This is a genomic window from Sphingobium soli, from assembly GCF_020782245.1.
In the GTDB taxonomy this organism is placed as follows: Bacteria; Pseudomonadota; Alphaproteobacteria; order Sphingomonadales; family Sphingomonadaceae; genus Sphingobium; species Sphingobium soli.
The window spans coordinates 18927-40911 of record NZ_JAJGNP010000022.1; the positions used below are offsets into that span (position 1 = coordinate 18927).

Below are 21985 nucleotides of genomic sequence, written 5' to 3' on the forward strand. Positions count from 1 at the left end.
GGGAAATACATGACTGTCAACATGAAGAACTGGCAGGAATTGAAGAAGCCCAACAGCCTCGAGATCAAGGCGTCGGGCGACGGCAAGCGCAAGGCGACGTTCGTTGCCGAGCCGCTGGAGCGCGGTTTCGGCCTGACGCTCGGCAACGCGCTGCGTCGGGTTCTTCTGTCCTCGCTTCAGGGCGCGGCGGTCACCTCGATCAAGATCGAGAACGTCCTGCATGAATTCTCGTCGCTCACCGGCGTACGCGAAGACGTGACCGACATCGTCCTCAACATCAAGCAGGTCGCGCTGAAGATGGAAGGCGAAGGCCCCAAGCGGCTCCAGCTTTCCGCCACCGGCCCTGCCGTGGTGAAGGCCGGCGACATCAGCGTCGTGGGCGATATCGAAGTGATGAACCCGGACCTGGTGATCTGTCATCTTGACCAGGGCGCGACGCTCAACATGGAACTGACCGCTGACGTCGGCAAGGGCTATGTCCCCGCCGTCGCCAACCGTCCGGCCGATGCGCCGATCGGCCTCATCCCGGTCGACGCGCTCTATTCGCCGGTCCGTCAGGTCGCCTACAAGGTGGACAACACCCGCGTCGGCCAGGAACTGGACTATGACAAGCTGTCGCTGACGCTCGAAACCGACGGCACCGTCACGCCGGAAGACGCGGTGGCCTATGCTGCGCGCATCCTGCAGGACCAGCTCCAGCTGTTCGTCCACTTCGAAGACGCGCTGCCCGCCGCTGCGCCCGCCACCGGCCATGCCGCTGGCGCCGCCGCTTCGGAAGGCGAAAGCGACGCCAACCAGATCAACCGCTATCTGCTCAAGAAGGTGGACGAACTGGAACTGTCGGTCCGCTCGGCCAACTGCCTCAAGAACGACAACATCATCTATATCGGCGACTTGGTCCAGAAGACCGAGGCCGAGATGCTGCGCACCCCCAATTTCGGCCGCAAGTCGCTGAACGAAATCAAGGAAGTGCTCTCGTCGATGGGTCTGCGCCTTGGCATGGACATCCCCGGCTGGCCGCCGGAAAATATCGAGGAAATGGCCAAGAAGCTCGAACAGGAGCTGTTGGGCTAAACTCCAACCGCCGTTCGGTTCGAGCAGCCCTTCGACTGACTGCTTGCAGCAGTCGCTCAGGACAGGCTCGAATCGAACGGAATGGGTCATGGGCGACGACCCTCAACGGTCGCCTGGTCTGGGCTACCTCATACGGGCCCTTAACGAACGAAGGAAACGAACATGCGTCACAAAATCGGTCATCGTAAGCTTCAGCGCAGCGCCGGTCATCGCACCGCCCTGCTGCGCAACCTCGCCGCCTCGCTCATCAAGCATGAGCAGATCCTGACCGGCACCGCCAAGGCCAAGGAACTGCGTCCCTATGTCGAAAAGCTGATCACCCTCGCCAAGAAGGGTGGCCTGTCCAATCGCCGTCTGGCCAGCTCGCGGCTCCAGGACGATGCGCAGCTGACCAAGCTGTTCGAAGTGCTGGCGGAACGCTACAAGGACCGCAACGGCGGCTACACCCGCGTCATCAAGGCCGGCTTCCGCGCGTCGGACGCCGCCCCGGTCGCGATCATCGAACTGATCGACCGCGACGTCGATGCCAAGGGTCAGGATTCCGGTCCGGTCCAGGGCGCCGACGAGGACGATTTCGAAGCCGCCTGATCTTCGCGGTCCCGCGCCGCGGGACGGGATGCTTTACCGACAGGCCGCGTTTCCTTTATGGGAAGCGCGGCCTGTTTTGGTTATGTATAAAAGAGCTTGGAAGAGAGGATGCGCGGCTTCGCCCTGATCCTGCTGTCGCTCTGGCTGGCCGCTGCCCCGGCCATGCTGCGCGCACATCCCGACGACGCGGCGATCGCGGCGAGCGATCCGGCGCTGCGCTATCCGCTCGCCCGCAGGCAGGACATAGTGGAGGATCATTTCGGCGTGCCGGTCGCCGATCCCTATCGCTGGCTGGAAAATGACCTGCGCGCCGATCCGGCGGTCCGCGACTGGGTGGCGCGGGAAAATGCGCTCACTCGCCGCTATCTCGACGCGTTGCCGGGGCGAGAGGCGCTCAAGGCCCGCTTGCAGGCGCTCTTCGCCCATGGCCGCTACACTGTCCCCCGCAAGGCGGGCGACCGCTATTTCTATGGCTATAACCGGGGGCTGGAAAATCAGACCCCGCTTTATGTACGCGAAGGGCTGACGGGCAGGCAGCGGCTTCTGCTCAATCCCAACAGCTGGGCGCAGGATGGCGCCAGCGCGCTCGCGGAGTGGACGCCCTCGCCCGATGGCCGGATGCTCGCCTATGGCGTGCAGGATGCGGGCAGCGACTGGCGCACGCTGCGCCTGATCGATGTCGACAGCGGCCGCACGCTCGACGATGCCGTCCAATGGGTCAAATTCTCGCAAACCGCCTGGGACGGGCGCAGCGAAGGCTTTTTCTATTCCCGTTTCGCCGCACCCGGTCCCGGCGAAGCGTTCCGCTCGACCAACCTTGGCCAAAGCCTCTATTATCACCGCATCGGCACGCCCCAGTCGCAGGATCAGCTGATCTACGCCACGCCCGACCGCCCCCGGCTCAGCCATCAAGCGCAGGTGACGGCCGATGGGCGCTGGCTGGTCGTCAGCTCGTTCGAAGGCATCGACCCGCGCCGCGAAATCCATGTCGCACCCCTGACCGGCGGCCCCATCGTCCTGCGCCGGCTGGTGCGCGGTCCCGCGCAGGACTGGCGGCTGATCGGCAGCCGGGGATCCACGCTCTATTTCCTCACCGATCACCGCGCGCCGCACCGGCGCGTGGTCACGCTCGACGCCGCCAATCCCCGAAGGCGCGCGCAGGAAATCGTGCCCGAACGCGCCCAGACGCTGGTCGGCGGCGCGCTGGTGGGCGATCGCCTGATCCTCGCTTCCATGAACGGCGCGCAGACGATCGCCGAACTGGTCGAACTTGACGGGCGCAGGGTGGGTGACGTGCCGCTGCCGGGCTTCGGCACGGCGGCTGGCTTTGGCGGCCGGTCGGGCGATCCGGAGACATTTTTCAGCTTTTCCGGCTTCGTCACGCCGGCCAGCATCTATCGCTTCGACACCGCGACCCGTCAGTTCCAGCTTTTCGCCCAGCCCGACCTGCCCTTCGACCCGAACGACTATGGCATAGAACAGCGGCTCTACCCGTCGAAGGACGGCACGATGATCCCGCTCACCATCCTGCGCAAGAGAGCGCTGGCCGACAGCGCGACCGCCGCGCCGACCATCCTCTATGGCTATGGCGGCTTCAACATCAGCCTGACGCCGGGCTATTCCGCCACCCGCATGGCCTGGCTGGAGCAGGGCGGGGTCTATGCCATCGCCAATCTGCGTGGCGGCGGCGAATATGGCAAGGCGTGGCACGATGCCGGGCGCGGCGCCAACAAGCAGAATGTGTTCGACGATTTCATCGCCGCGGCGGAGTATCTCAAGGCCAATGGCTTCACCCCGCCTGATGGCCTTGCGATAGAGGGGCGCTCCAATGGCGGTCTGCTGGTCGGCGCGGTGGTGAACCAGCGGCCCGACCTGTTCGCCGCCGCGCTGCCGGCCGTGGGCGTCATGGACATGCTGCGCTTTGATCGCTTTACTGCCGGCCGCTATTGGATCGACGATTATGGCTCGCCCGCCGACAAGCGGGATTTCCCGCTCCTCTACGCCTATTCGCCCTATCACAATATCGCGGGCGGGGCGGACTATCCCGCCATCCTTGTCTCCACCGCCGACACCGACGACCGCGTCGTTCCCGCCCACAGCTTCAAATATGCCGCCGCGCTCCAGGCCGCTGACCTTGGCGCGCGACCGCGCCTGCTGCGGGTCGAAAGCCGCGCCGGCCATGGCGCAGGCAAACCGGTCGACAAGCTGATCGACGAATATGCCGACAGCTACGCCTTCGCCGCCCATTTCACCGGCCTTGCGATCGCCCCGCGTCCCGCCGCCGCGCCCCGTTCAGCCGCTGGACAGCCGGCGCACGTTATGGCTCCCATAGTCGCAGGAGGCCAATGAGCATGATCGGGACCAAGACACGCTGGATGACCGGAGCGCTGGTGAGCGCGGGCCTGCTGCTGGGCAGCGTCAGCGCGGCGGAAGCCCGTCCGCGCTGGGACCGGGGCTGGGATCGCGGCTGGGACAGGCATCACCGCCATCGCGGCGACGGCTTTGGCCTGGGCGACGCAATTGGCGTGGCCGCTCTGGTGGGCGCCGTCGCGATCGTCGCCAATTCGATGTCGAAGGATCGCAAGGTCCGCGATCCCATCACCGGCGGCGAATATGACGCGCCACCGCCCCGCGCCGGCACTGATTATGGCGATGATCTGGGCAGCGACGCGCCGCCACCGCCTGTCGACGAAGCCGATTTCTCCGACATAGCCGCGCAGGACGATGCGCTCGCCGACAGCTGCGCCCGCGCCGCCCGCGACGAAGCCGAGCGCGACGGCGGCTTTGCCGAGGTGCGCACCATGGCCAGCCCGGTCGCCGCAGCCAATGGCGGTTACAATATCGACGGCCAGGTCGAACAGCGCGCCAGCACCCGCGCCCCCACCGGCCAGACCCGCCGTTTCACCTGCACCCTCGATCGCGACGGCCGCGTCGCACAGGTCTATCTCAGCCGCGACTTGGTTTCGCGCTGACACCCGACCGGTTTTGCTGTCGGCCTATGTAAAGCTGGGCTAGCATCTGCCCCGAATCAGGGGGTTAGGGGTGTCGGGCTTTCTCTTCGCGCCGGAGAATATCATATTCGTTTCGGCCTTTGCATTGATGCTGGTGATCGGACTCGTGCAGGCCATGGGCCTGGGTGGCGACGCCGATCTGAATCTTGACGGAGACGCCGATCTGCTAGGTTGGCTTGGATTTGGCCATCTGCCGTTGCTGGCATTGATCGCGTTGTTCCTGACCCTTTTTTCCGTGATCGGTCTGATCGGCCAGCAAGCCGCCCACGACCTTATCGGTGCCATGCTGTCCCCGTGGATCGCGGTGCCGGTCGCCGGAGCGCTGGCGCTGCCAGCGACCGGCCTGGCAGCACGCGCGCTGGCCCCGTTGCTGCCACGCGACCACAGCACCGCCATTCCTATCGAGCATCTGGTCGGCAGCCATGCCGTCATCGTGACCGGCCGCGCCTATGCCGGTTCGCCCGCACGCGCTCGCGTTCAGGATCATCATGGTCAGCATCATTATGTCATGGTCGAGCCTGACAATAACGGCCAGCAGTTGGAGGAGGGAGAAACGATCCTGCTCGTCCGGCGCGAAGGCCAGCTTTTCCGCGCCATATCCTATGGCGACCATTATCTGCCCCGACTCTGAGGAGATATTATTATGACCCTTCCCGTCGCACAGGACGGCGTATCCGTGCTGCCTTATGCGGTGATCGCGGGCAGCGGCCTGCTCGTTCTCATCGTGCTGGGGGTCATCATCGCGCGCCTCTACAAGCGGGCTTCGAAGGAAATCGGGTTCGTGCGCACCGGCTTTGGCGGTGAGAAGGTGGTGATGAATGGCGGCGCGCTGGTGCTGCCGATCTTTCATGAAACCATGCCGGTCAACATGAACACGGTGCGCTTGGCGGTCGAGCGGAAAAATGCCGATGCGCTCATCACGCTGGATCGGCTGCGCATCGACGTGAAGGCGGAATTTTACGTCCGCGTGAAGCCGGACGCGCAATCCATCGCGATCGCTGCCCAGACGCTCGGCATGCGCACCATGAATCCCGAAGCGCTCAAGGAATTGGTCGAGGGCAAATTTGTCGACGCCTTGCGCTCCGTGGCGGCGGGCATGACGATGAACCAACTGCATGAACAGCGCAGCGAATTTGTCCAGAAAGTGCAGCAGGTTTCGTCGGTCGATCTCGCCATGAACGGCCTGGAGTTGGAGAGCGTGTCGCTCACCGGTCTCGACCAGACCTCGATCGAGCATTTCAACGCCAATAATGCCTTTGATGCCGAGGGTCTCACCAAGCTGACCGAGCAGATCGAACTGCGCAAGAAGACCCGCAACGACATCGAGCAGGAAACCCGCGTCCAGATCGAGACGAAGAATCTCGAGGCCGAGCGTCAGTCGATGATCATTGCGCGTGACACCGAATTTGCGCGGCTCGAGCAGGAACGCGAAGTTGAAATGCGCCGCGCGGAACAGGCGGCTGAAGTCGCGCGCGAACAGGCGTTGCGTCAACAGGAAGCGGAACAGGCGCGGATCGAGGCCAAGAAGCTCGTTGACAGCCAGCAGATCGAGGCTGATCGCACCGTCAAACAGGCCCGCATCGCCCAGGAACAGGCGCTCGAACTTGCCCGCCAGGAACAGCAGATCGCTGTTCAGAACAAGAGCCGGCAGGAAAGCCAAGCCAAGGCCGAAGCCGATGAAGCCCGCGCAAAGGCCGTTGCCGCCGAAGAGCAGGTGCAGACGTCCCGCGCGACAGAAGTCGCTGAACGCGCCAAGCGGATCGAGCTTATCGACGCAGCGCGGGAAGCGGAACGCGCCGCCATCCAGGTCCGTGTTGAAGCCGAGGCGGAAAAGCAGGCCGCTGCCGACCGCGCCGAAGCCATGCGCCTGGCTGCCGAGGGCGAGGCCGAAGCGGCCAAGCTGCGCGCTGAGGCGGATCGTGTCCGCTTTGAAGTAGAAGCCGCTGGCCAACGCGCGGTCAACGAAGCGGCCAACATCCTCTCGTCCGATCAGGTTTCGCTCCAGACCAAGATCGCGCTGCTCAAGATACTTCCGGATCTGGTGCGTGAAGCGGCCAAACCGATGGAGGCGATCGATTCCATCCGCATCGTCCAGGTCGATGGCTTGACTAACCAAGGGGGCGGCGGGGCCGGGGCGGCCGGAATCGAAGCTGGTGACCAGAACCTCGCCAATGCCGCAGTCTCCGCGGCCTTGCGCTATCGTGCCCAGGCCCCGGTGATCGACGGCCTCATGAAGGAACTTGGCCTGGATGGCACCAGCCTCGATGCCATGGTGAAGGGCGCGGCCGCGTCCACACCTCCTGTTTCCGCGTCGCCAGAGACTGCTGAGGACAGTGCTGCGACCTAGCACGGAACCAGATCGGTCTTGCCGCCATGGCCCCGGCCCCGGGGCCTCAGGCCAAAAATTTCAATTGCGCCACAGAATATGGGGGTTGGACTGCCATGGGGCGGCCGCCCCATCCAACACCCTTCCAATGTTGGAAAATAGCTGATCTATCCTGCCAGATGCTGGCTCACGCCTTCCTTCATCCGTCACGCGCCACGCCGCCTCGGCAACGCCCATCTGCACGATCGCGCGCTGCCGGACCCGTGTCGCTTAGGTGTCGCTTCGTGGTCGCCTTATGGTCGCTTCCTGGTCGCTTCGGGCCTCAAAAGCCCGGTGACACTGTGAACTTCGCCCCTGTCGTTTTTGCCATCGGCGGCGCCATATCCGCGGCCCATCGCACGGCCATCGCCGCCGCTCCGGCTACGGCGCGAACCCCTTGCGCAGCCGGCATGGCCCGCTCAACTGGACATTGCGCCAAGGGGCGACTAACCGGGCGCGAATCCCTGCCACCACTCGACATAAAGGCGATTCGATGACGCTGCCCCTTCAGGATACGATCCTCATCGTGGATTTCGGCAGCCAGGTGACTCAGCTTATCGCCCGGCGTGTGCGCGAAGCCGGGGTCTATTCCGAAATCGCCCCCTTCACCGCCGCCGCCGAGGCTTTCGAGCGTTTAAAGCCCAAGGGCATCATTCTGTCCGGCTCGCCCGCCGGCGTTCCCGATGAAGGCAGCCCGCGCGCGCCGCAGGCCCTGTTCGATGCGGGCGTGCCAATTCTGGGCATCTGCTACGGCCAGCAGGTGATGAGCCATCAATTGGGCGGCGAAGTCCGCCCTGGCCATGAAACCGGCGAGGGCGGGGAATTTGGCCGCGCGTTCCTCACCGTCACCGAACCCTGCGCCCTGTTCGACGGTCTGTGGGAGGTCGGCGAGCGGCATCAGGTGTGGATGAGCCATGGCGACAAGGTCACGCAATTCGCGCCGGGCTTCAAGATCGTCGCCGTGTCGGACGGCGCGCCCTTCGCCGTCATCGCCGACGAAGACCGCAAATTCTATGGCACGCAATTCCACCCCGAAGTTGTCCACACCCCCGATGGCGGCAAGCTGATCGCCAATTTCGTCCGCCATGTCTGCGGCCTCGCGGGCGATTGGACCATGGCCGAGTTCCGCCAGGTCAAGATCGCCGAAATCCGTGAGCAGGTTGGCGACGGCCGGGTCATCTGCGGCCTGTCGGGCGGCGTCGACAGCGCGGTAGCGGCGGTGCTGATCCACGAAGCGATCGGCGATCAGCTCACCTGCGTCTTTGTCGACCATGGCCTGATGCGTCTGGGCGAAGCGGAACAGGTGGTGAGCCTGTTCCGCGAACATTATGGCATCAAGCTTGTGCATGTGAATGCGGAGGACCGCTTCCTAGGCGGGCTTGCCGGTCTCACCGACCCGGAAAAGAAGCGCAAGTTCATCGGCGGCGAATTCATCGCCGTGTTCGAAGAGGAAGCCGCGAAGATCGGCGGCGCCGACTTCCTGGCGCAAGGCACGCTTTACCCTGACGTCATCGAATCCGTGTCCTTCACCGGCGGTCCATCGGTCACGATCAAGTCGCACCATAATGTCGGTGGCTTGCCCGAACGGATGAACATGAAGCTGGTCGAACCCCTGCGCGAACTGTTCAAGGACGAAGTGCGTGTGCTGGGCAAGGAACTCGGCCTGCCCGACATTTTCGTTGGTCGCCATCCCTTCCCCGGCCCCGGCCTTGCCATCCGCATCCCCGGCGAAGTGACCAAGGAACGCTGCGACATATTGCGCAAGGCCGACGCCATCTATCTGGAGGAGATCCGGTCAGCCGGCCTCTATGATGCGATCTGGCAGGCGTTTGCGGTGCTGCTTCCCGTCCGCACCGTGGGCGTGATGGGCGACCATCGCACCTATGACAGCGTCTGCGCCGTGCGCGCCGTCACCTCGACCGACGGCATGACCGCCGACATCTACCCCTTCGACGCCGCGTTCTTGAGCCGCGTCGCCACCCGTATCATCAACGAAGTCAAGGGCATCAACCGCGTCGTCTACGACTATACCAGCAAGCCCCCCGGCACGATCGAGTGGGAGTGACGGATATAATCGGCGGCAATGGCGTCGGTTTAAGGCGGTCGGTTTCGTCTGCGCGTCTCCTCGGCCTCTGAACGCATCCAAAATAGCAATGGGGCACGCGTGGCGCTCGTCGTGGATCAGCTACTCCCCCGGCCCGCCCGCTGCTTGCCCGAAATCGTGCTGGGCCGTCGTCCGGTCATGCGACGATACCAGCGGGAGAAATAGGACGGGTCCTCGAACGACAACTCGTCGGCGACATCGGCGCAGCTTGCATTGGTGAAGCGCAGCAGACGTGTCGCCTCGACCGCGAGGCGTTGGTGGAGATAGTCCATCGGGCTCACCCCCAGCGCCTCCCCGACTCGCCGCGTGAGGGTGCGCTCGGTACAACATAGCCCCTGCGCGTAGAAAGCCAGCCGCCGCTCCCGACGGCAATGCGCCTCGACCAGCGCCTGGAAGCGCGTGACAAGGCGGTCGCCATGCTGGCGCGCCGGTTGGCCGCATTCCTCCGCCGCGATGCGCAGCAACGCCTCGGCCAGCGACCGACGCAGCAGTTCGCGCGGAGGTTCATGGCCGCTGGCGAGCAAGACCTGCTCACCCATGGCGCGCAGCCGACGAGCAGAAGCGGGCCATCATCGACCGCGATTACAACCAAATGCTCGATCTTGGCGGGAACATCTATTTCCTCGCCAAGATTTTTTCCTGTGACGGCCTGTCCTTTGTTCAGGCCGTCTCGACGATGACGGGCATGAGCGTCGAGGATTATCAGGCCATGATGAACGCTGGCGGGCGCTCCCCGGACGGCGTCCGGTCGATAAGGGACAAGAACTGATGGCGCGCATCACCCACTGCATCGCATGCAGCCATATCCCCGTGCTGGGCTATGCGTTCGATCATGGCAAGGAAGGCGAGGCTTATTTCAAGCCCGCTTTCGACGGTTTCGAATGGACCCGCCGATTCCTCGCGGACGAAAAACCCGATGTGATCGTGCTGGTCTATAACGACCACGCATCGGCATTCGACATGAAGATCATCCCGACCTTCGCCATTGGCTGCGGCGACGTCTACCACCCCGCGGATGAGGGATTCGGCGCGCGCCCGGTGCCGCCGGTCGAGGGACACGCCGACCTTGCCTGGCATATCGCGCAGTCGCTGATCCTCGACGAATTCGACATGACGATCATCAACGAGATGGAGGTGGACCACGGCCTGACCGTGCCGCTGTCGATGATGTACGGCCATGTCGACACATGGCCGGTCAGGGTGATCCCGCTCGCCGTCAATGTCGTGACCTATCCGCCGCCGTCGGGCAATCGCTGTTGGGCGCTGGACGAGGCGATCGCACGCGCCGTCGCGAGCTTCCCCGAGGATCTGAAAGTGCAGGTCTGGGGCACCGGCGGCATGAGCCACCAGCTCCAGGGGCCGCGCGCGGGCCTCATCAACAGGGCATGGGACAACCGCTTCCTTGGCCGGCTGACCGGCGACACGCAGGAGCTGCGCCACATCCCCCATATCGAATATCTGCGCGAGACAGGCAGCGAGGGGATCGAGATGGTCATGTGGCTGATCATGCGCGGCGCGCTGGGTACGCGCACGAGGGCGCTTCACCGCCACTATCATGTGCCTGTCAGCAATACGGCGCTCGGCCATCTGGTGCTCGAACCGGTGGATGGCACCATTCCACCCGGCCCGACACCGGCAGGCAATGACGCGACCGCACAGGCACCGATCGCCTGACAACCCCATTTATCCGGGAGACCGAAACATGAAGATCGCACTCGTCGGCGCGGGCGCCTTTGGTGAAAAGCACCTCGATGGCCTCAGGAATATCGAAGGTGTGGAGATCGCCTCGGTCATCTCCCGGTCAGCGGAGCAGGCCGCGGATGTCGCCGCCCGATATGGCGCGCCGCATTCGGGTACCGATCTGGCCGAAGCGTTGGCCTTGCCCGAAGTGGATGTGGTCATCCTGTGCACCCCAACGCAGATGCATGCCGGGCAGGCCATTGCCTGCATGGACGCGGGCAAGCATGTGCAGGTCGAAATTCCGCTCGCCGACAGCTGGCAGGATGCACAGGCGGTCGAGGCAAAAGCCAGGGAAACCGTGCTTGTCTGCATGGTCGGCCACACCCGCCGGTTCAACCCCAGCCATCAATGGGTGAAGAAGCGGATCGAATCAGGCGAGTTCCACATTCAGGCGATGGATGTCGAAACCTTCTTCTTCCGCCGCAAGAACATGAACGCGAAGGGCCAGCCCCGCAGCTGGACGGATCATCTGCTGTGGCACCATTCCGCGCACAGCATCGACATCTTCCAGTATATGACCGGATCGAAGGTGATCACAGCCAATGTGCTGCAGGGACCACGGCATCCCAATCTGGGGATTGCGATGGACATGTCGATCCAGCTGAAGACCGAAGCGGGGCAGATCCTGACGCTGGCCCTGTCGTTCAACAATGACGGCCCGCTCGGAACCTTCTTCCGTTATATCGGCGATACCGGTACCTATATCGCGCGCTACGACGATCTCGTCACCGGGCATGAGGAGCCGATTGATGTATCGCAGGTCGATGTGTCCATGAACGGGATCGAACTTCAGGACCGCGAGTTCATCGCCGCCATCCGGGAGGGGCGCGCGCCCAACAGCTCGGTCTCGAACGTGCTCGATTGCTACCGCGTGATCGGTGAGCTTGCCGCCAGCCTCGAAGCGCAGGACGGCTGGTCCTGATGACGCGCGACCTCGCCGGACGCCGCGTAAACGCCGTCGGCCTTGGCTGCATGAACGTGGCCTGGGCCTATGGCTCGCCGCCTCCGCGCGAGGACGCGGTGCGGCTCTTTCGCCAGGCGCTTGACCTCGGCTACGATCACTTCGACACAGCCAACATCTATGGCAAAGGCGTGTCCGAGGAGATTCTGGGCGACGCCATCATGGACCGGCGCGATGAATTCCTGTTGGCGACCAAGACCGGCATCGTCGTCGACGGCCCACGCCGGGGCATCGATTGCAGCCCGGAGGCCATGAGGGCCTCGATCGAGGCAAGCCTGAAGCGGCTGAAGACCGATCATATCGATCTCTTCTACATGCATCGCTTCGATCCAAAGGTTCCGATCGCGGACAGCGTCGGCGCGCTCGCCGAAGCGATCGTCGCGGGCAAGATCGGCGCCTATGGCGTTTCCGAATGGAGCAGCGCGCATATCCGCGAGGCGCATGAAGCCTATCCGATGGCGGCGGTGCAGGCCGAATATTCGCCCTGGACGCGGAACGTCGAACTCGGCGTGCTGGAGACGACGAGGGAACTGGGCATTGCGCTCGTCGCCTTTTCACCCGTCGCGCGCGGGGCACTGGCTGGCGCGCTGGGCGATCCTCTCGTGCTGGCGGAGAAGGATCTGCGCGCCACGCATCCGCGCTTCAGCCGGGAGAACTGGCCGCGCAACATGGACATGATCCGCGCCTTCAACGCTGTCGCAGAGGATGCGGGCATCACTCCGGCGCAACTGTCGCTCGCATGGGTTCTCTCTCGCGGCGACCATGTGCACGCGATCCCCGGTACGGTGAACAGCGACCATCTGGCGCAGAATATCGCGGCTCGTGACCTGGCGCTGGATGACGCCGTGCTGGAGAGGGTGGGAGCCATCGTGAACCAGCAGACCGTGTCCGGCCATCGCTATCCTGACGTCATGCGCGCGACCATCGATACCGAGGACTTCTGATCCCGCACCCAGTGGGAGGTGGTGTGCTGTGGCCTCTTCAGGACCATCGCCACTGAGGATGTTCAGGACACCGGCGCCGCCGAGCGCACGCCCGCAGCGAGCTTGAGTATCCTGCGCTTCAGGTGAGCGCGTTGCCCATATTGCAGTGCGCTATCCAGGAATGGTTCGACCATTTTTGCTCCTCCCTCATATTGCCGCGCCGGGTCTTGGGGAAAGTCCCGGTCGCAGCAGCGCATCCACCGACCATGCGCCGCCACCGCGCGCGACGAGCGGCAGCAGGATCGCGATCCAACTTAGATGGGTAGGCCAGGCGTCGGGATAGACGAAGACCTGGATCACGATCGTCATTCCAAGCAAAGCGAGCGCCGAAAGACGGGTGCCCAGACCGGCTATGAGCAGTAACGGGAACACATGTTCCGACCAGGTCGCCACCGTCGCGGCGAGTTCCGGAGAGATCAACGGCAGCGCATATTCTGTACGGAACAGTTCGTAGGTGCTGTCGGCGATGGTGATGACGCCTTCGACCTTGGTACGTCCCGAGAGGAAGAAGATGACCGCACTACCCAGGCGGGCGACGAGCAGCAGCAAAGCATCGGGCAGGAGCGCGGAGAGGCGCGCGGTTATGCCGTCATAGGATGTCGGTGACAGGTTCATGGATGAACTCCTCGCGTCAATCGGCCGGGATGGCGCGAGCCTGCCCGGCCGATCGCTGTCAGGCCTTCTTCGGTGTGAGCGAGCCGTTGCCCTTGGGCGTCTTGATGCTGGTGCAGGTGCCCGCCTTCACTAGTTTCCAGGCATTGCCCTGATAGTCGACCTTCGACGTTCCAGCACAGCTCGTGCCCGGCCCGGCAGCACAGTCATTCTTGCCCGCGAGCGAAACGCCATAGCATTTTTCCATCGCGGGTTTGGTCTGCGCGCCGACCGGCGCAGCGAGGCCTCCTGTCATGATGGCGATACTCGCCGCCAATGTGGCATGGGTGCGCATAATCTAAGTCCTTCTAGATATCGCCTCTTCGCGCGGCCCGGCAGAATTGCCTGGGCCGCGCGGTGACCGGGAAGGAGGCGGTGGGCCCGTGCCACGACAGGTCATTCGCTGTCGGATCAGTCCGCGTTACAGCCGGGGCCAGAAAAATCATTTGCGCCCCGTGTAACCTTTAGGCTGCCCAGGACGAACCTACATGCGAGGAGAGTGCATGCAGACGGGCGAGGAAGTCTTACGTGGACTGATGATAGACGGGCTTGGCGGCGATGCCGCCGCCCACGCGTCATTGCTGCGCCAGATCGTTCCGCTGCTGCGGGGATTCTATCGGCGACGAGTTCGCGGTGCCGATGACGATGTTGAGGATCTTGTGCAGGAAACCCTGATCGCCGTTCACACACGCCGCGGGACCTATGACCGCGACCGCCCATTCACTGCGTGGATGTTTTCCATTGCGCGTTACAAGATGATCGATCATTTCCGACGGGCCGGCCGGTTGCGTCCCATAGGAGACCTGGAAGAGACGTTGGTCGTCGAAGACTTCGAAGCCGGCCTGATCGCGCGGCTAGATATCGACGACTTGCTTGCAGGCCTTCCCCCCAAGCAGGCGCGCATGATTGTCGCAACCCACATAGATGGTCTGACGACGGCAGAGGCGGCCGCTGCGGGGGGCATCGGTCAATCCGATGTGAAGGTTTCGGTTCATCGCGGGCTCAAGGCCCTGATCGCAAAGGTGCAGAGGACCCAGCGATGAACACCGACGATCTTATTCTCAGACTCGCTCGGGATACGCGCCCGGTACGCAGAGGATCTGTATGGCGGCGGATTGCGATCGGCGTCGCGATCGGTGGCATGGTGGCCGCGTTATTGACGGCGATCGGTATGGGGATGCGCCCCGATCTCGGCGTCGCCATGCAAGGCCCGGCCTTCTGGATAAAGTGGGGTTATACCTTGTCGCTATCCGCAGTCGCGCTGGCTGTGACGGCGCAACTTGCGCGGCCAGATACCGGCCGCGTGCGCGGTCTGTGGCTGATCGCGGTGCCCGTCATGTTGCTGGCGTGTCTCGGATTTCTCGAACTGGCCCGCACGCCGCCGTCGGCTTGGCTGACCATGTGGCTCGGACAGAGCTGGAAGACATGTCCCTGGCGGGTATTATCCCTTTCTGCGCCGATCTTTGCCGGGTTATTGTGGTCATTCCGCAAACTGGCGCCAAGCCGGCTGCGCGCCGCTGGGGCCGCCGCAGGCCTGTCGGCAGGCGCGTTCGCCGCGACGGTCTATTGTCTTCACTGTCCGGAGGTATCGGCAATCTTCGTACTGACATGGTATTCGCTTGGCATCCTGCTCGCGACGCTACTCGGCGCTTTGCTGGGCCCCCGCCTGTTGCGCTGGTAAACTTCTGCCCCGCAACGCACTCACCCGGTCAGGGTATATGGCTCCCGGCGTTGGATTTGAGTCTGCTGCTATCGGCGCGATGATCGGCGTCAGGTCCGGCATAATCGGATTTCACAGGCGCGGCTGTAACCAGCGCCTCCCGTGGTCCGAATGGTGGATGCCATCACGGCAGACATATTTTCTGGAGAACGTGCCATGCTCATGATCGACTCCCGCTTCGGCGTCGCGACTGCCGCCGCTGCCATTGCAATCACGGCCGCAGCTGCGCCGACTGTGGCCTTCGCCAACGATAGCACGGCCGCCAAAGGCCAGACCGTCCATTGCTACGGCGTCAACAGTTGCAAGGGCACGTCAGACTGCAAGACCGCGAGCAACGAGTGCAAGGGGCTGAACGACTGCAAGGGCCAAGGCTTTAAGGCGATGACCGCCAAGGCCTGTACGAAGGCCGGCGGTAGCCTCACCGAGCCGAAATGATATCCATTGGCCCGGCGTGTCATCGCGCCGGGCCGATCATCCCCGGCAGGGAGCGACCAGATGACACCGACCTTTTCCGGATTTGGCCTTGGCCTGCGCAAGCCCCATTATGGCGACTTTCTCGAACATAGGATTGCTGTCGACTTTATCGAGGTGATTTCCGAGAACTTCATGGTCGACGGCGGCCGTCCCCGGCAGATTCTTCGCGATATCCGCGCGCGCTACCCGGTGGCGCTGCACGGCGTATCGATGTCACTTGGTTCGGCAGATGGGGTCGATGGCGCGTATCTTGCGCGACTGCGCGCGTTGGTCGATGAGGTCGAGCCCCTTTTCATCTCCGATCATCTAAGCTGGAGCCGGCTGGAGGGCTTCAATGCGCACGACCTGCTGCCATTGCCTTATACGCAGGAAGCACTCGACATCGTCTGCGCCAATATCGACCGCGCGCAGGAAGCGCTCGGCCGCATCATGCTGATCGAGAACCCTTCAACCTATATCGACTTTGCATCCTCCGACATGAGCGAATGGGAATTCATAGACATGATGTGTGCTCGAACGGGCTGCGAGCTGTTGCTCGACGTCAACAACCTGTTCGTCAGCGCCAGCAATCATGGGTTTGATCCCCTCGCTTGTCTGCATGCGGTGCCTCATGCACGCGTGCGCCAGATCCATCTGGCGGGCCACAGCCGAGGCGAAACGTTGCTCGTCGATACGCATGACCGGCAGGTCCCGGCGTCGGTGTGGAGTCTCTATGCCCACGTCTTGCCGCAACTTGGCCCGGTGGCGACGATGATCGAGCGCGACGACGCTATTCCGCCGCTGCATGATTTACTGGGCGAACTTGGGACCGCGCGGGAGATCGCGCGTGAGCGGGTCGGTACGACGCCATGAACTTGCTCGCGCTGCAACGCGACTTGCGCGCCTTTCTCCTGGCCGAGGACGAGACTGCCGCTACACATCTGGGCGCGTCGGCCAGGCCCGGACTGAGCGTCTATTTGAACAATTATCGCGCGCAGCTTGTCACAGTGCTGGAAGGCAGCTTCGCACAGACGCATGCCTGGATTGGAGACCAGGCATTTCTTCGTGCGGCCGCGCAACATATCGACCGGGTGCCGCCCAGCAGTTGGACGCTTGATGCTTACGCGCGTGACTTTCCTGAAACGCTCGCCTGGCTCTATCCGAAGGATGCGGACATAGCGGAGATCGCCCGTATCGAACTCGCGCTTGAGGAATGCTTCGTAGCCTCTGATCATTCAGCGCTGACGGTCGAGCAGCTTCATGACGTGACGTGGGATAGCGCGATTCTGCGCATCGCGCCGACGATCGATTTCGTGCAACTCACGACCAATGCTTTTGCAATCTGGTCAGCCCTGGTCGGAAACGAAACGCCTCCCGCTGCGGAGCCGTTGACCAGTATCGCCCTGGTGTGGCGACAGGATTACCGAAATCGCATCCGTCTCCTGGAGGCTTTTGAATATCAGGCTTTGCTGAAAATCCGGGGCGGTATGGCATTTGGCGATCTGTGCGACGGCGTCGTGGATATCCACGGAGCGGCCGAAGGCGCGGCTCGGGCGGGCGGATGGCTCGGCCGCTGGATCGGCGATGGCCTGATCGTCGCGATCGAGGCGGCACCCGGATGACTGCGACAATGCGGGCATAGGTGACCCGGCGATCGCTCCAGATGGCCCCGTGTGGGCAATATTGTCCGGCACTCCCGCGTACCAAAGCGGCTGCGGAACCGGACCAGCGCAGCGGCGCTGCCAGCCACATGCGATTTTGCCGATCATTGTGTAACCATGTCTCGCGCCGCCGCGTATTAAGGCTCGGATACGGGAGCGAACCATGAAGAACTTTGTTTTCAGTGAAGCTGTGGTGATGGCCGGCCTACGGTGGACCATCGTGCTCATTTTCATGCTTTTCGGCCTCGCCAAATTTGCTGAATATGAGGCGGCTGGCGTAGCCAAGATCGCGGCTCATTACCCGCTTTTCGCGTGGATGTATCCGCTCTGGGGCGAAAGTGGAGCGAGCAATGTGATCGGAACCATCGAGTTGTTGACTGGCGCGATGATCGCAGTCGGCGCATTCTCCGCGCGGGCCAGTTTTGTTGGCGGACTGATGGGCATATTCACCTTCTGTGTGACGCTTAGTTTTGCACTCGGAGCGCCAGCTTTTTGGGAAGCCGGCTATGGCGCGCCGTTCCTGGGGTCGACCGGACAGTTTCTCGTCAAGGATGCGGTGCTGCTGGCGGCGTGTTTTGCAATCATGGTTGATGGCCTTCGTCGCCATACGGCACCCTGATGCGGCGCCCGTCTGGCCAAATGGCGGGGCAAGATGCTTGACCCGATGAACTCGGCGGGTAGACGCCGATGATAAGGGCATTGCCCTCGATCCTCGTCCCTTCGCCCGCCCCGGCTGACGGACCACGAGGGTGTTCTGTCCAAAAACTTCGGAGAGCTGGATGCGCTGACGCAAGGAAGGTGCTCTGCCTAATTCGGCTCAAGGCTTAGGGCGGCATTCAGTCGAAGCGAAACAGATTGGGTTCGGTCGATCAGTCATTCTCACGATCTTACAACGGCGCCGGCACGCATATTTCCCGCCCGCGTCAGAGGCGATGGACCCTTGCTCCCATTTGCTGGCAAAAAAAGGGCCGCCTCCGAGTTGGAAGCGGCCCTTCTTCATGATTGAAGCGTCGATTAGAAGCGGAATTTCAGGCTTGCGCGATAGCTCTGATATTCGACGTCGCTGCGCCAGGCGGTCGTGTCGGCCGACAGGCTGATGTCGACATTGCCGGTCGTAACCGTCAGGCCACCGCCAATTTCGGCCCAGTTCCTGTCCTGGCCGCCCAGCGCGAACGGCGCGAGCGGGCCGGTACCGCCGATCAGGTTCGCCTGCAAAAAGGCGGGCTGATCTTGGAACTCATGGACATAATTCGCCGTAAGATAGGGGCGGAAGCCACCGCGATCGGCCTTGGCGGTTGCGCCCAGCCGACCCTGGGTGCTCTTGATCGCTTGGCGATGGATGACCAGTGCCGCATCCCCGCCATATTCGGCCAAATTGCCCGAACTGATATAGGCACCGCGAATCGCCGCGCGGGGGACGATGCTGAAGCCGTCATTGCCCAGCGCCTTGCTGAGGCCGATTTCACCCGACAGCGCCAGTTCCTGATCGCTGCCATACAGGGTGTAGGGCATGGTGCCGACCGAGAAGGAGCGGCGCGACCGGGTTGCCATGGTGCCCGCGCTGCCGACCGCGTCGAGCTTCAGCCCGCCAAGGTCGAACGCGCCATAGACGGTACCCTGATACAGGCGCGCCCGGCCCCAGTCACTGGCAGCCGTATTGCCCTTGAGTTCGCTGAACGAGCCCGAAAGGCCGACGACGCCATTGTCGCCAAACGCTTTTTCGATGCCCAGCGCCACATACCAGCCATCGAACGTGTCGCGGCCCATCGGCATGGTCGACCGCATGGGCTGCGCCTTGCCGTCGATATAGCCGCCCGCCAGGAACGCGCTCATATCGTCGGGCAGAACGCCTTCACGCGTCACGCTTTCGTTTCCGCCCTGATCCATGCCGAGGTCGATATTGTTGAGGCTCGCGGCCGCCAATTGCATCGGCTGACCCGTCATGGTCAGCGTGCCGCCCATTGCGCCGCCGTCCAGCTTGGTCAGCCGGTCACGATAGAAACGCGCCATATTGTCGTTGAGCACTTCGCTCATCGACGTCTTGAGCGTCTCCGTGCGCGGCGCCATCGCCTCCAGGGTCGCCTGAATGCCCTCGACGCTCAGAAGGTCCGCTTCGCCATAGAGGTTGGCATAATTGGCGTAGAGCGACCGGTTCTGGTCGAGCAACTGCGCGAAGCTGGTTTGCGTTACCGACGCGCCATTGACGACATCGGCATAGAGCCCGGCGTCAATGCGCATCGAAACGGCATTGTCGCTATAGCTCAGCACAGGCTTGAGGATCGCGGTCAGCTGCGCAGGCTGCTCGAAGCTGCCTTCGACCCCGCCTTCGGCCGTGACGAAGGTGTAGCTGTCGCCATAGCGCGGGCGGGTGCCGCTGGTCGCGCCAACGACCACGCGGCTGCCGACCGATGCGACGCCATCATCGCCAGCGTCGCTGGCCTTGACCGCCAGCACGTCCGACGCGCCATTGGGACCGATGTCGATGTGCAACGTGCTGCCCGAGGTCAGGATCGCATTGCCTTCGACCGACAATGTACCGACCGTGCCAACGCCGCCGGGCGCGATCGTGCCCATGACGCTGGTGAGGAAGGGGGCGCGAAGCGTGCCGCTACCCGACAGCAAACCAGACAGCAGGAAATAATCGCCCGTGCTGGTCAGCGACCCGTCGACATTCACACGGCCTGCCAGATGGGCGACGTCCATCTCGCTGGTCAGCGATCCTTCGCTGGTGATGTCAAGCGCCGACTCCCCGCCGGAAATCGTGAAGCGATCGATCGTCACATCGGTGTCGAGCGTGGTGGTGCCCGCGGCGCTCAGCGTCACGTCATAATAGCGCCCGATGACGCCCTGGGATGCGACCGGATCGATATTATCGGGGACAAAACCGCTCGCGCCGGGCAGACCGTTGGCCAGCGTCGCGTCGGGCAGGGCGGTCGCCGAAACATCGCCTTCCGCCTGCGGCTGCGCGGTTGAATTCAGCGAAGCATTGGCGGCGGTGGGGCTGCGCTCGGCGATCTGGACCTTGCCCTTGTTGTTCGACACCGTCTTGCCGCCGGCGTTGGCGACCGCCTGCGTTTCACCCGTCGCTGGTTCGCCATTGACGATCAGCGTGTCGGTGCCGACGTCATAGCAGACATTGTCCGACCCATCGGTGGGCTGGTAGCAGAGCTGACCGAATTTCTGTGCGTCGTCCTGGCCGAACGCACCCGCTCCCGGCGATGTCGGAACACCATTCACCAGCGAGCCGTTGCTGTCGATGATACGATAATTGGGGTCGAGCGCGGTCACCCAGTGATCGGCATCGCTCCAATTGCCGTCACCCGCCTTGGTCGTGGCATAGCGATAGGGGTTGTTCTGCGCGATCCAGTCCCAGAACAGGTAGAGCGGCTGATAGAAGGAGGTGCCGCCATAAGAGCTTTCGGGCTGCTCGAAGAAATAGCGGCTGCCACCAGAAAGGACGCCCAGGATCGTTTTTTCGCTAAATGCTTGGTCGAGGATCAGCGGACCACCCGAATCGCCGCCCGCGGTATTGCCTTCGTTGGGCAGGGCGTCATCCTTGAACGCGTTGAAGTCAAAGGGGTTCTCCCGATCCGGATCGTCAAAATCGGTCTGGTAGAGATTTTGCGTGTAGCCGCCGGGCGCGCCGAACAGGAAGCTGTCGATGTCATCGAGCGAGCCCAGCATGCCGAGGAAATTTTCGGCCGTCTTGCGGCGGAAATCGATGCCCACGCTGTTGCCGGTGGTGCCGCTGCCGGTGCGGCCATAGCCGGTGACCGTCACATGATAGCCGGTGCCTGTGGTTTCGTTGATGGCCGCAGGCGCGGGCAGGGCGGAAAACAGCATCGTCCAGGTTGGCACATCGGCTGCGGGCGTATCGAGCGTCGCCATCGCAACGTCGCCATAGAGGAAGCTGAGCGCCGGCGGATCAAGCGAATCGGGATGATAGGCGATGTTGTTGACGTTGTAGACGCTAAGCGCCGTATTGGTGCGATAGCCGTTCGAGATCCAGTCGATCAGGCCCGGGCGTGCGTCGCTCTGAAAAGCGAAGGCCACCGGCACGCCGCCATTGACCGTACTATAATCCGGCGTGCTGAGGTCGTTCACGCAGTGCGCCGCGAAGATCACGGTGCGCGGATTGATCAGCGTGCCCGTGCATACGAAGCCGTCGTCGCGATACATGATGCCGACGCCGTTCACGTCGGTGCCGTCGACAATGTCCTCCGGGCTTAAATTGTCGTTAGGCACGACCGCCTGTGCCGCTGGTGCGATGCTCAAAGCCGCGGCAGCGACGGAGGCAAGGAGGCTGGAACGACCGGCGCGCGCCAGCATTTCCGCCCCATTCTTACGAATGCGCATGATAAACTCCCCATAGACCGAGGTCGAAGCTAACCAACGGAATTGGCGAAGACAATTGGCTGCGAAAAGAAAGTTCACGCCTGTCGTAAAATAGTCACTATCCTCTCGATCGACTTGCAGTCCCGCCGGCTCCTTTGATCGCGCCTTTGCTTTTTCTGGCATTAAGGACGGTCAGTCTTGGTGAAGTGCGGTTTTCGTTGATCGTTGCAGGTCCGTTCCCTTACCATGGTCGCGCCTTGCGTATCGCGCACTATCTGCTTAAGCATGAAGGCAAGTTCCGGCCCCATGCGGGGTTGGCGATGCAGAAGAAGCGAGTAC

At 63.1% G+C, this 21985-nt stretch carries 20 protein-coding genes and 1 pseudogene; 17 read left to right on the plus strand and 4 right to left on the minus strand.

Translation table 11 applies throughout. The features are described from left to right. Window positions 1-9: 9 nt before the first annotated feature. The 7 genes from LL253_RS17905 to guaA all read left to right on the plus strand — a co-directional run bounded on the left by LL253_RS17905 (window position 10) and on the right by guaA (window position 9103). Entirely contained in the window at window positions 10-1074 is a 1065-nt protein-coding gene (locus LL253_RS17905; protein ID WP_037542000.1) for a DNA-directed RNA polymerase subunit alpha, read from the plus strand. Window positions 1075-1236: 162 nt separating this feature from the next. After that, window positions 1237-1662, plus strand: a complete 426-nt coding sequence (gene rplQ, locus LL253_RS17910; protein ID WP_009820565.1) for a 50S ribosomal protein L17 — start codon at window positions 1237-1239, stop codon at window positions 1660-1662. Window positions 1663-1770: 108 nt separating this feature from the next. After that, entirely contained in the window at window positions 1771-4011 is a 2241-nt protein-coding gene (locus LL253_RS17915; RefSeq protein WP_228228043.1) for a prolyl oligopeptidase family serine peptidase, read from the plus strand. Window positions 4012-4013: 2 nt separating this feature from the next. After that, window positions 4014-4634 (plus strand): hypothetical protein, encoded by a 621-nt coding sequence (locus LL253_RS17920; protein ID WP_323133424.1) that lies wholly within the window; start codon window positions 4014-4016, stop codon window positions 4632-4634. A gap of 70 nt (window positions 4635-4704) precedes the next feature. Further along, window positions 4705-5304: a YqiJ family protein gene (locus tag LL253_RS17925; RefSeq protein ID WP_228228045.1), complete on the plus strand. Its 600-nt coding sequence runs from the start codon at window positions 4705-4707 to the stop codon at window positions 5302-5304. A 12-nt stretch (window positions 5305-5316) separates the two neighbouring features. After that, the gene (locus tag LL253_RS17930) at window positions 5317-7020 is read left to right on the plus strand and encodes a flotillin family protein (RefSeq protein WP_228228046.1); all 1704 of its coding nucleotides are present in this window, start codon (window positions 5317-5319) and stop codon (window positions 7018-7020) included. A gap of 511 nt (window positions 7021-7531) precedes the next feature. Then, window positions 7532-9103, plus strand: coding sequence for a glutamine-hydrolyzing GMP synthase (gene guaA / locus LL253_RS17935; RefSeq protein ID WP_228228047.1), 1572 nt, complete (start codon window positions 7532-7534; stop codon window positions 9101-9103). A 116-nt stretch (window positions 9104-9219) separates the two neighbouring features. On the opposite strand, the gene LL253_RS17940 is transcribed toward guaA, so the two are convergent. Continuing rightward, window positions 9220-9681 carry a helix-turn-helix domain-containing protein gene (locus tag LL253_RS17940; protein ID WP_228228048.1) on the minus strand — a complete coding sequence of 154 codons (462 nt, stop codon included), beginning with the start codon at window positions 9679-9681 and terminating at the stop codon, window positions 9220-9222. On the opposite strand from LL253_RS17940, the pseudogene LL253_RS17945 reads away from it, so the two are divergent. From LL253_RS17945 to LL253_RS17960, 4 genes and pseudogenes are all read left to right on the plus strand, one after another. Continuing rightward, window positions 9648-9911: pseudogene (locus LL253_RS17945) on the plus strand (protocatechuate 4,5-dioxygenase subunit alpha); the annotation flags it as partial. The gene LL253_RS17940 and the pseudogene LL253_RS17945 sit on opposite strands and share 34 nt — an antisense overlap. Further along, window positions 9911-10816 (plus strand): class III extradiol dioxygenase subunit beta, encoded by a 906-nt coding sequence (locus LL253_RS17950; RefSeq protein ID WP_228228049.1) that lies wholly within the window; start codon window positions 9911-9913, stop codon window positions 10814-10816. The pseudogene LL253_RS17945 and the gene LL253_RS17950, both read left to right, overlap by 1 nt. A gap of 28 nt (window positions 10817-10844) precedes the next feature. Further along, window positions 10845-11804: a Gfo/Idh/MocA family oxidoreductase gene (locus LL253_RS17955; protein WP_228228050.1), complete on the plus strand. Its 960-nt coding sequence runs from the start codon at window positions 10845-10847 to the stop codon at window positions 11802-11804. Next, entirely contained in the window at window positions 11804-12787 is a 984-nt protein-coding gene (locus LL253_RS17960) for an aldo/keto reductase (RefSeq protein WP_009820612.1), read from the plus strand. The genes LL253_RS17955 and LL253_RS17960 overlap by 1 nt, the downstream gene beginning before the upstream one ends. 186 nt (window positions 12788-12973) lie before the next feature. Here the strand turns inward: LL253_RS17960 and LL253_RS17965 are convergent, their stop codons facing one another. After that, the gene (locus tag LL253_RS17965; protein ID WP_228228051.1) at window positions 12974-13441 is read right to left on the minus strand and encodes a DoxX family protein; all 468 of its coding nucleotides are present in this window, start codon (window positions 13439-13441) and stop codon (window positions 12974-12976) included. A 58-nt stretch (window positions 13442-13499) separates the two neighbouring features. Beyond that, complete coding sequence (locus LL253_RS17970; RefSeq protein ID WP_228228063.1) at window positions 13500-13775, minus strand: BufA1 family periplasmic bufferin-type metallophore; 276 nt, start codon at window positions 13773-13775, stop codon at window positions 13500-13502. Between the two features lie 205 nt (window positions 13776-13980). Here LL253_RS17970 and LL253_RS17975 point away from each other — a divergent pair, with 205 nt between their 5' ends. The 6 genes from LL253_RS17975 (at window position 13981) to LL253_RS18000 (ending at window position 17930) form a co-directional block, all read left to right on the plus strand. Continuing rightward, the gene (locus LL253_RS17975) at window positions 13981-14520 is read left to right on the plus strand and encodes a sigma-70 family RNA polymerase sigma factor (RefSeq protein ID WP_228228052.1); all 540 of its coding nucleotides are present in this window, start codon (window positions 13981-13983) and stop codon (window positions 14518-14520) included. Next, window positions 14517-15158 carry a DUF1109 domain-containing protein gene (locus LL253_RS17980; RefSeq protein WP_228228053.1) on the plus strand — a complete coding sequence of 214 codons (642 nt, stop codon included), beginning with the start codon at window positions 14517-14519 and terminating at the stop codon, window positions 15156-15158. Before LL253_RS17975 ends, LL253_RS17980 begins: the two co-directional genes overlap by 4 nt. Before the next feature lie 195 nt (window positions 15159-15353). Then, entirely contained in the window at window positions 15354-15632 is a 279-nt protein-coding gene (gene bufA2 / locus LL253_RS17985) for a BufA2 family periplasmic bufferin-type metallophore (RefSeq protein ID WP_228221632.1), read from the plus strand. A 60-nt stretch (window positions 15633-15692) separates the two neighbouring features. Further along, window positions 15693-16523, plus strand: a complete 831-nt coding sequence (gene bufB / locus LL253_RS17990; RefSeq protein ID WP_228228054.1) for an MNIO family bufferin maturase — start codon at window positions 15693-15695, stop codon at window positions 16521-16523. Then, window positions 16520-17272: an HvfC/BufC N-terminal domain-containing protein gene (locus LL253_RS17995; RefSeq protein WP_228228055.1), complete on the plus strand. Its 753-nt coding sequence runs from the start codon at window positions 16520-16522 to the stop codon at window positions 17270-17272. The genes bufB and LL253_RS17995 overlap by 4 nt, the downstream gene beginning before the upstream one ends. A gap of 202 nt (window positions 17273-17474) precedes the next feature. After that, window positions 17475-17930, plus strand: a complete 456-nt coding sequence (locus tag LL253_RS18000; RefSeq protein ID WP_228228056.1) for a DUF417 family protein — start codon at window positions 17475-17477, stop codon at window positions 17928-17930. Window positions 17931-18325: 395 nt separating this feature from the next. Here the strand turns inward: LL253_RS18000 and LL253_RS18005 are convergent, their stop codons facing one another. Next, window positions 18326-21667: an autotransporter domain-containing protein gene (locus LL253_RS18005; RefSeq protein ID WP_228228057.1), complete on the minus strand. Its 3342-nt coding sequence runs from the start codon at window positions 21665-21667 to the stop codon at window positions 18326-18328. Window positions 21668-21985 lie beyond the last annotated feature (318 nt).

Coding starts and splice junctions, on each gene's coding strand:
- LL253_RS17905 (WP_037542000.1), top strand. CDS start 10: ATGACTGTCAACATGAAGAACTGGCAGGAATTGAAGAAGCCCAACAGC.
- rplQ (WP_009820565.1), top strand. CDS start 1,237: ATGCGTCACAAAATCGGTCATCGTAAGCTTCAGCGCAGCGCCGGTCAT.
- LL253_RS17915 (WP_228228043.1), top strand. CDS start 1,771: ATGCGCGGCTTCGCCCTGATCCTGCTGTCGCTCTGGCTGGCCGCTGCC.
- LL253_RS17920 (WP_323133424.1), top strand. CDS start 4,014: ATGATCGGGACCAAGACACGCTGGATGACCGGAGCGCTGGTGAGCGCG.
- LL253_RS17930 (WP_228228046.1), top strand. CDS start 5,317: ATGACCCTTCCCGTCGCACAGGACGGCGTATCCGTGCTGCCTTATGCG.
- guaA (WP_228228047.1), top strand. CDS start 7,532: ATGACGCTGCCCCTTCAGGATACGATCCTCATCGTGGATTTCGGCAGC.
- LL253_RS17940 (WP_228228048.1), bottom strand. CDS start 9,681: ATGGGTGAGCAGGTCTTGCTCGCCAGCGGCCATGAACCTCCGCGCGAA.
- LL253_RS17950 (WP_228228049.1), top strand. CDS start 9,911: ATGGCGCGCATCACCCACTGCATCGCATGCAGCCATATCCCCGTGCTG.
- LL253_RS17955 (WP_228228050.1), top strand. CDS start 10,845: ATGAAGATCGCACTCGTCGGCGCGGGCGCCTTTGGTGAAAAGCACCTC.
- LL253_RS17960 (WP_009820612.1), top strand. CDS start 11,804: ATGACGCGCGACCTCGCCGGACGCCGCGTAAACGCCGTCGGCCTTGGC.
- LL253_RS17965 (WP_228228051.1), bottom strand. CDS start 13,441: ATGAACCTGTCACCGACATCCTATGACGGCATAACCGCGCGCCTCTCC.
- LL253_RS17975 (WP_228228052.1), top strand. CDS start 13,981: ATGCAGACGGGCGAGGAAGTCTTACGTGGACTGATGATAGACGGGCTT.
- LL253_RS17980 (WP_228228053.1), top strand. CDS start 14,517: ATGAACACCGACGATCTTATTCTCAGACTCGCTCGGGATACGCGCCCG.
- bufA2 (WP_228221632.1), top strand. CDS start 15,354: ATGCTCATGATCGACTCCCGCTTCGGCGTCGCGACTGCCGCCGCTGCC.
- bufB (WP_228228054.1), top strand. CDS start 15,693: ATGACACCGACCTTTTCCGGATTTGGCCTTGGCCTGCGCAAGCCCCAT.
- LL253_RS17995 (WP_228228055.1), top strand. CDS start 16,520: ATGAACTTGCTCGCGCTGCAACGCGACTTGCGCGCCTTTCTCCTGGCC.
- LL253_RS18000 (WP_228228056.1), top strand. CDS start 17,475: ATGAAGAACTTTGTTTTCAGTGAAGCTGTGGTGATGGCCGGCCTACGG.
- LL253_RS18005 (WP_228228057.1), bottom strand. CDS start 21,667: ATGCGCATTCGTAAGAATGGGGCGGAAATGCTGGCGCGCGCCGGTCGT.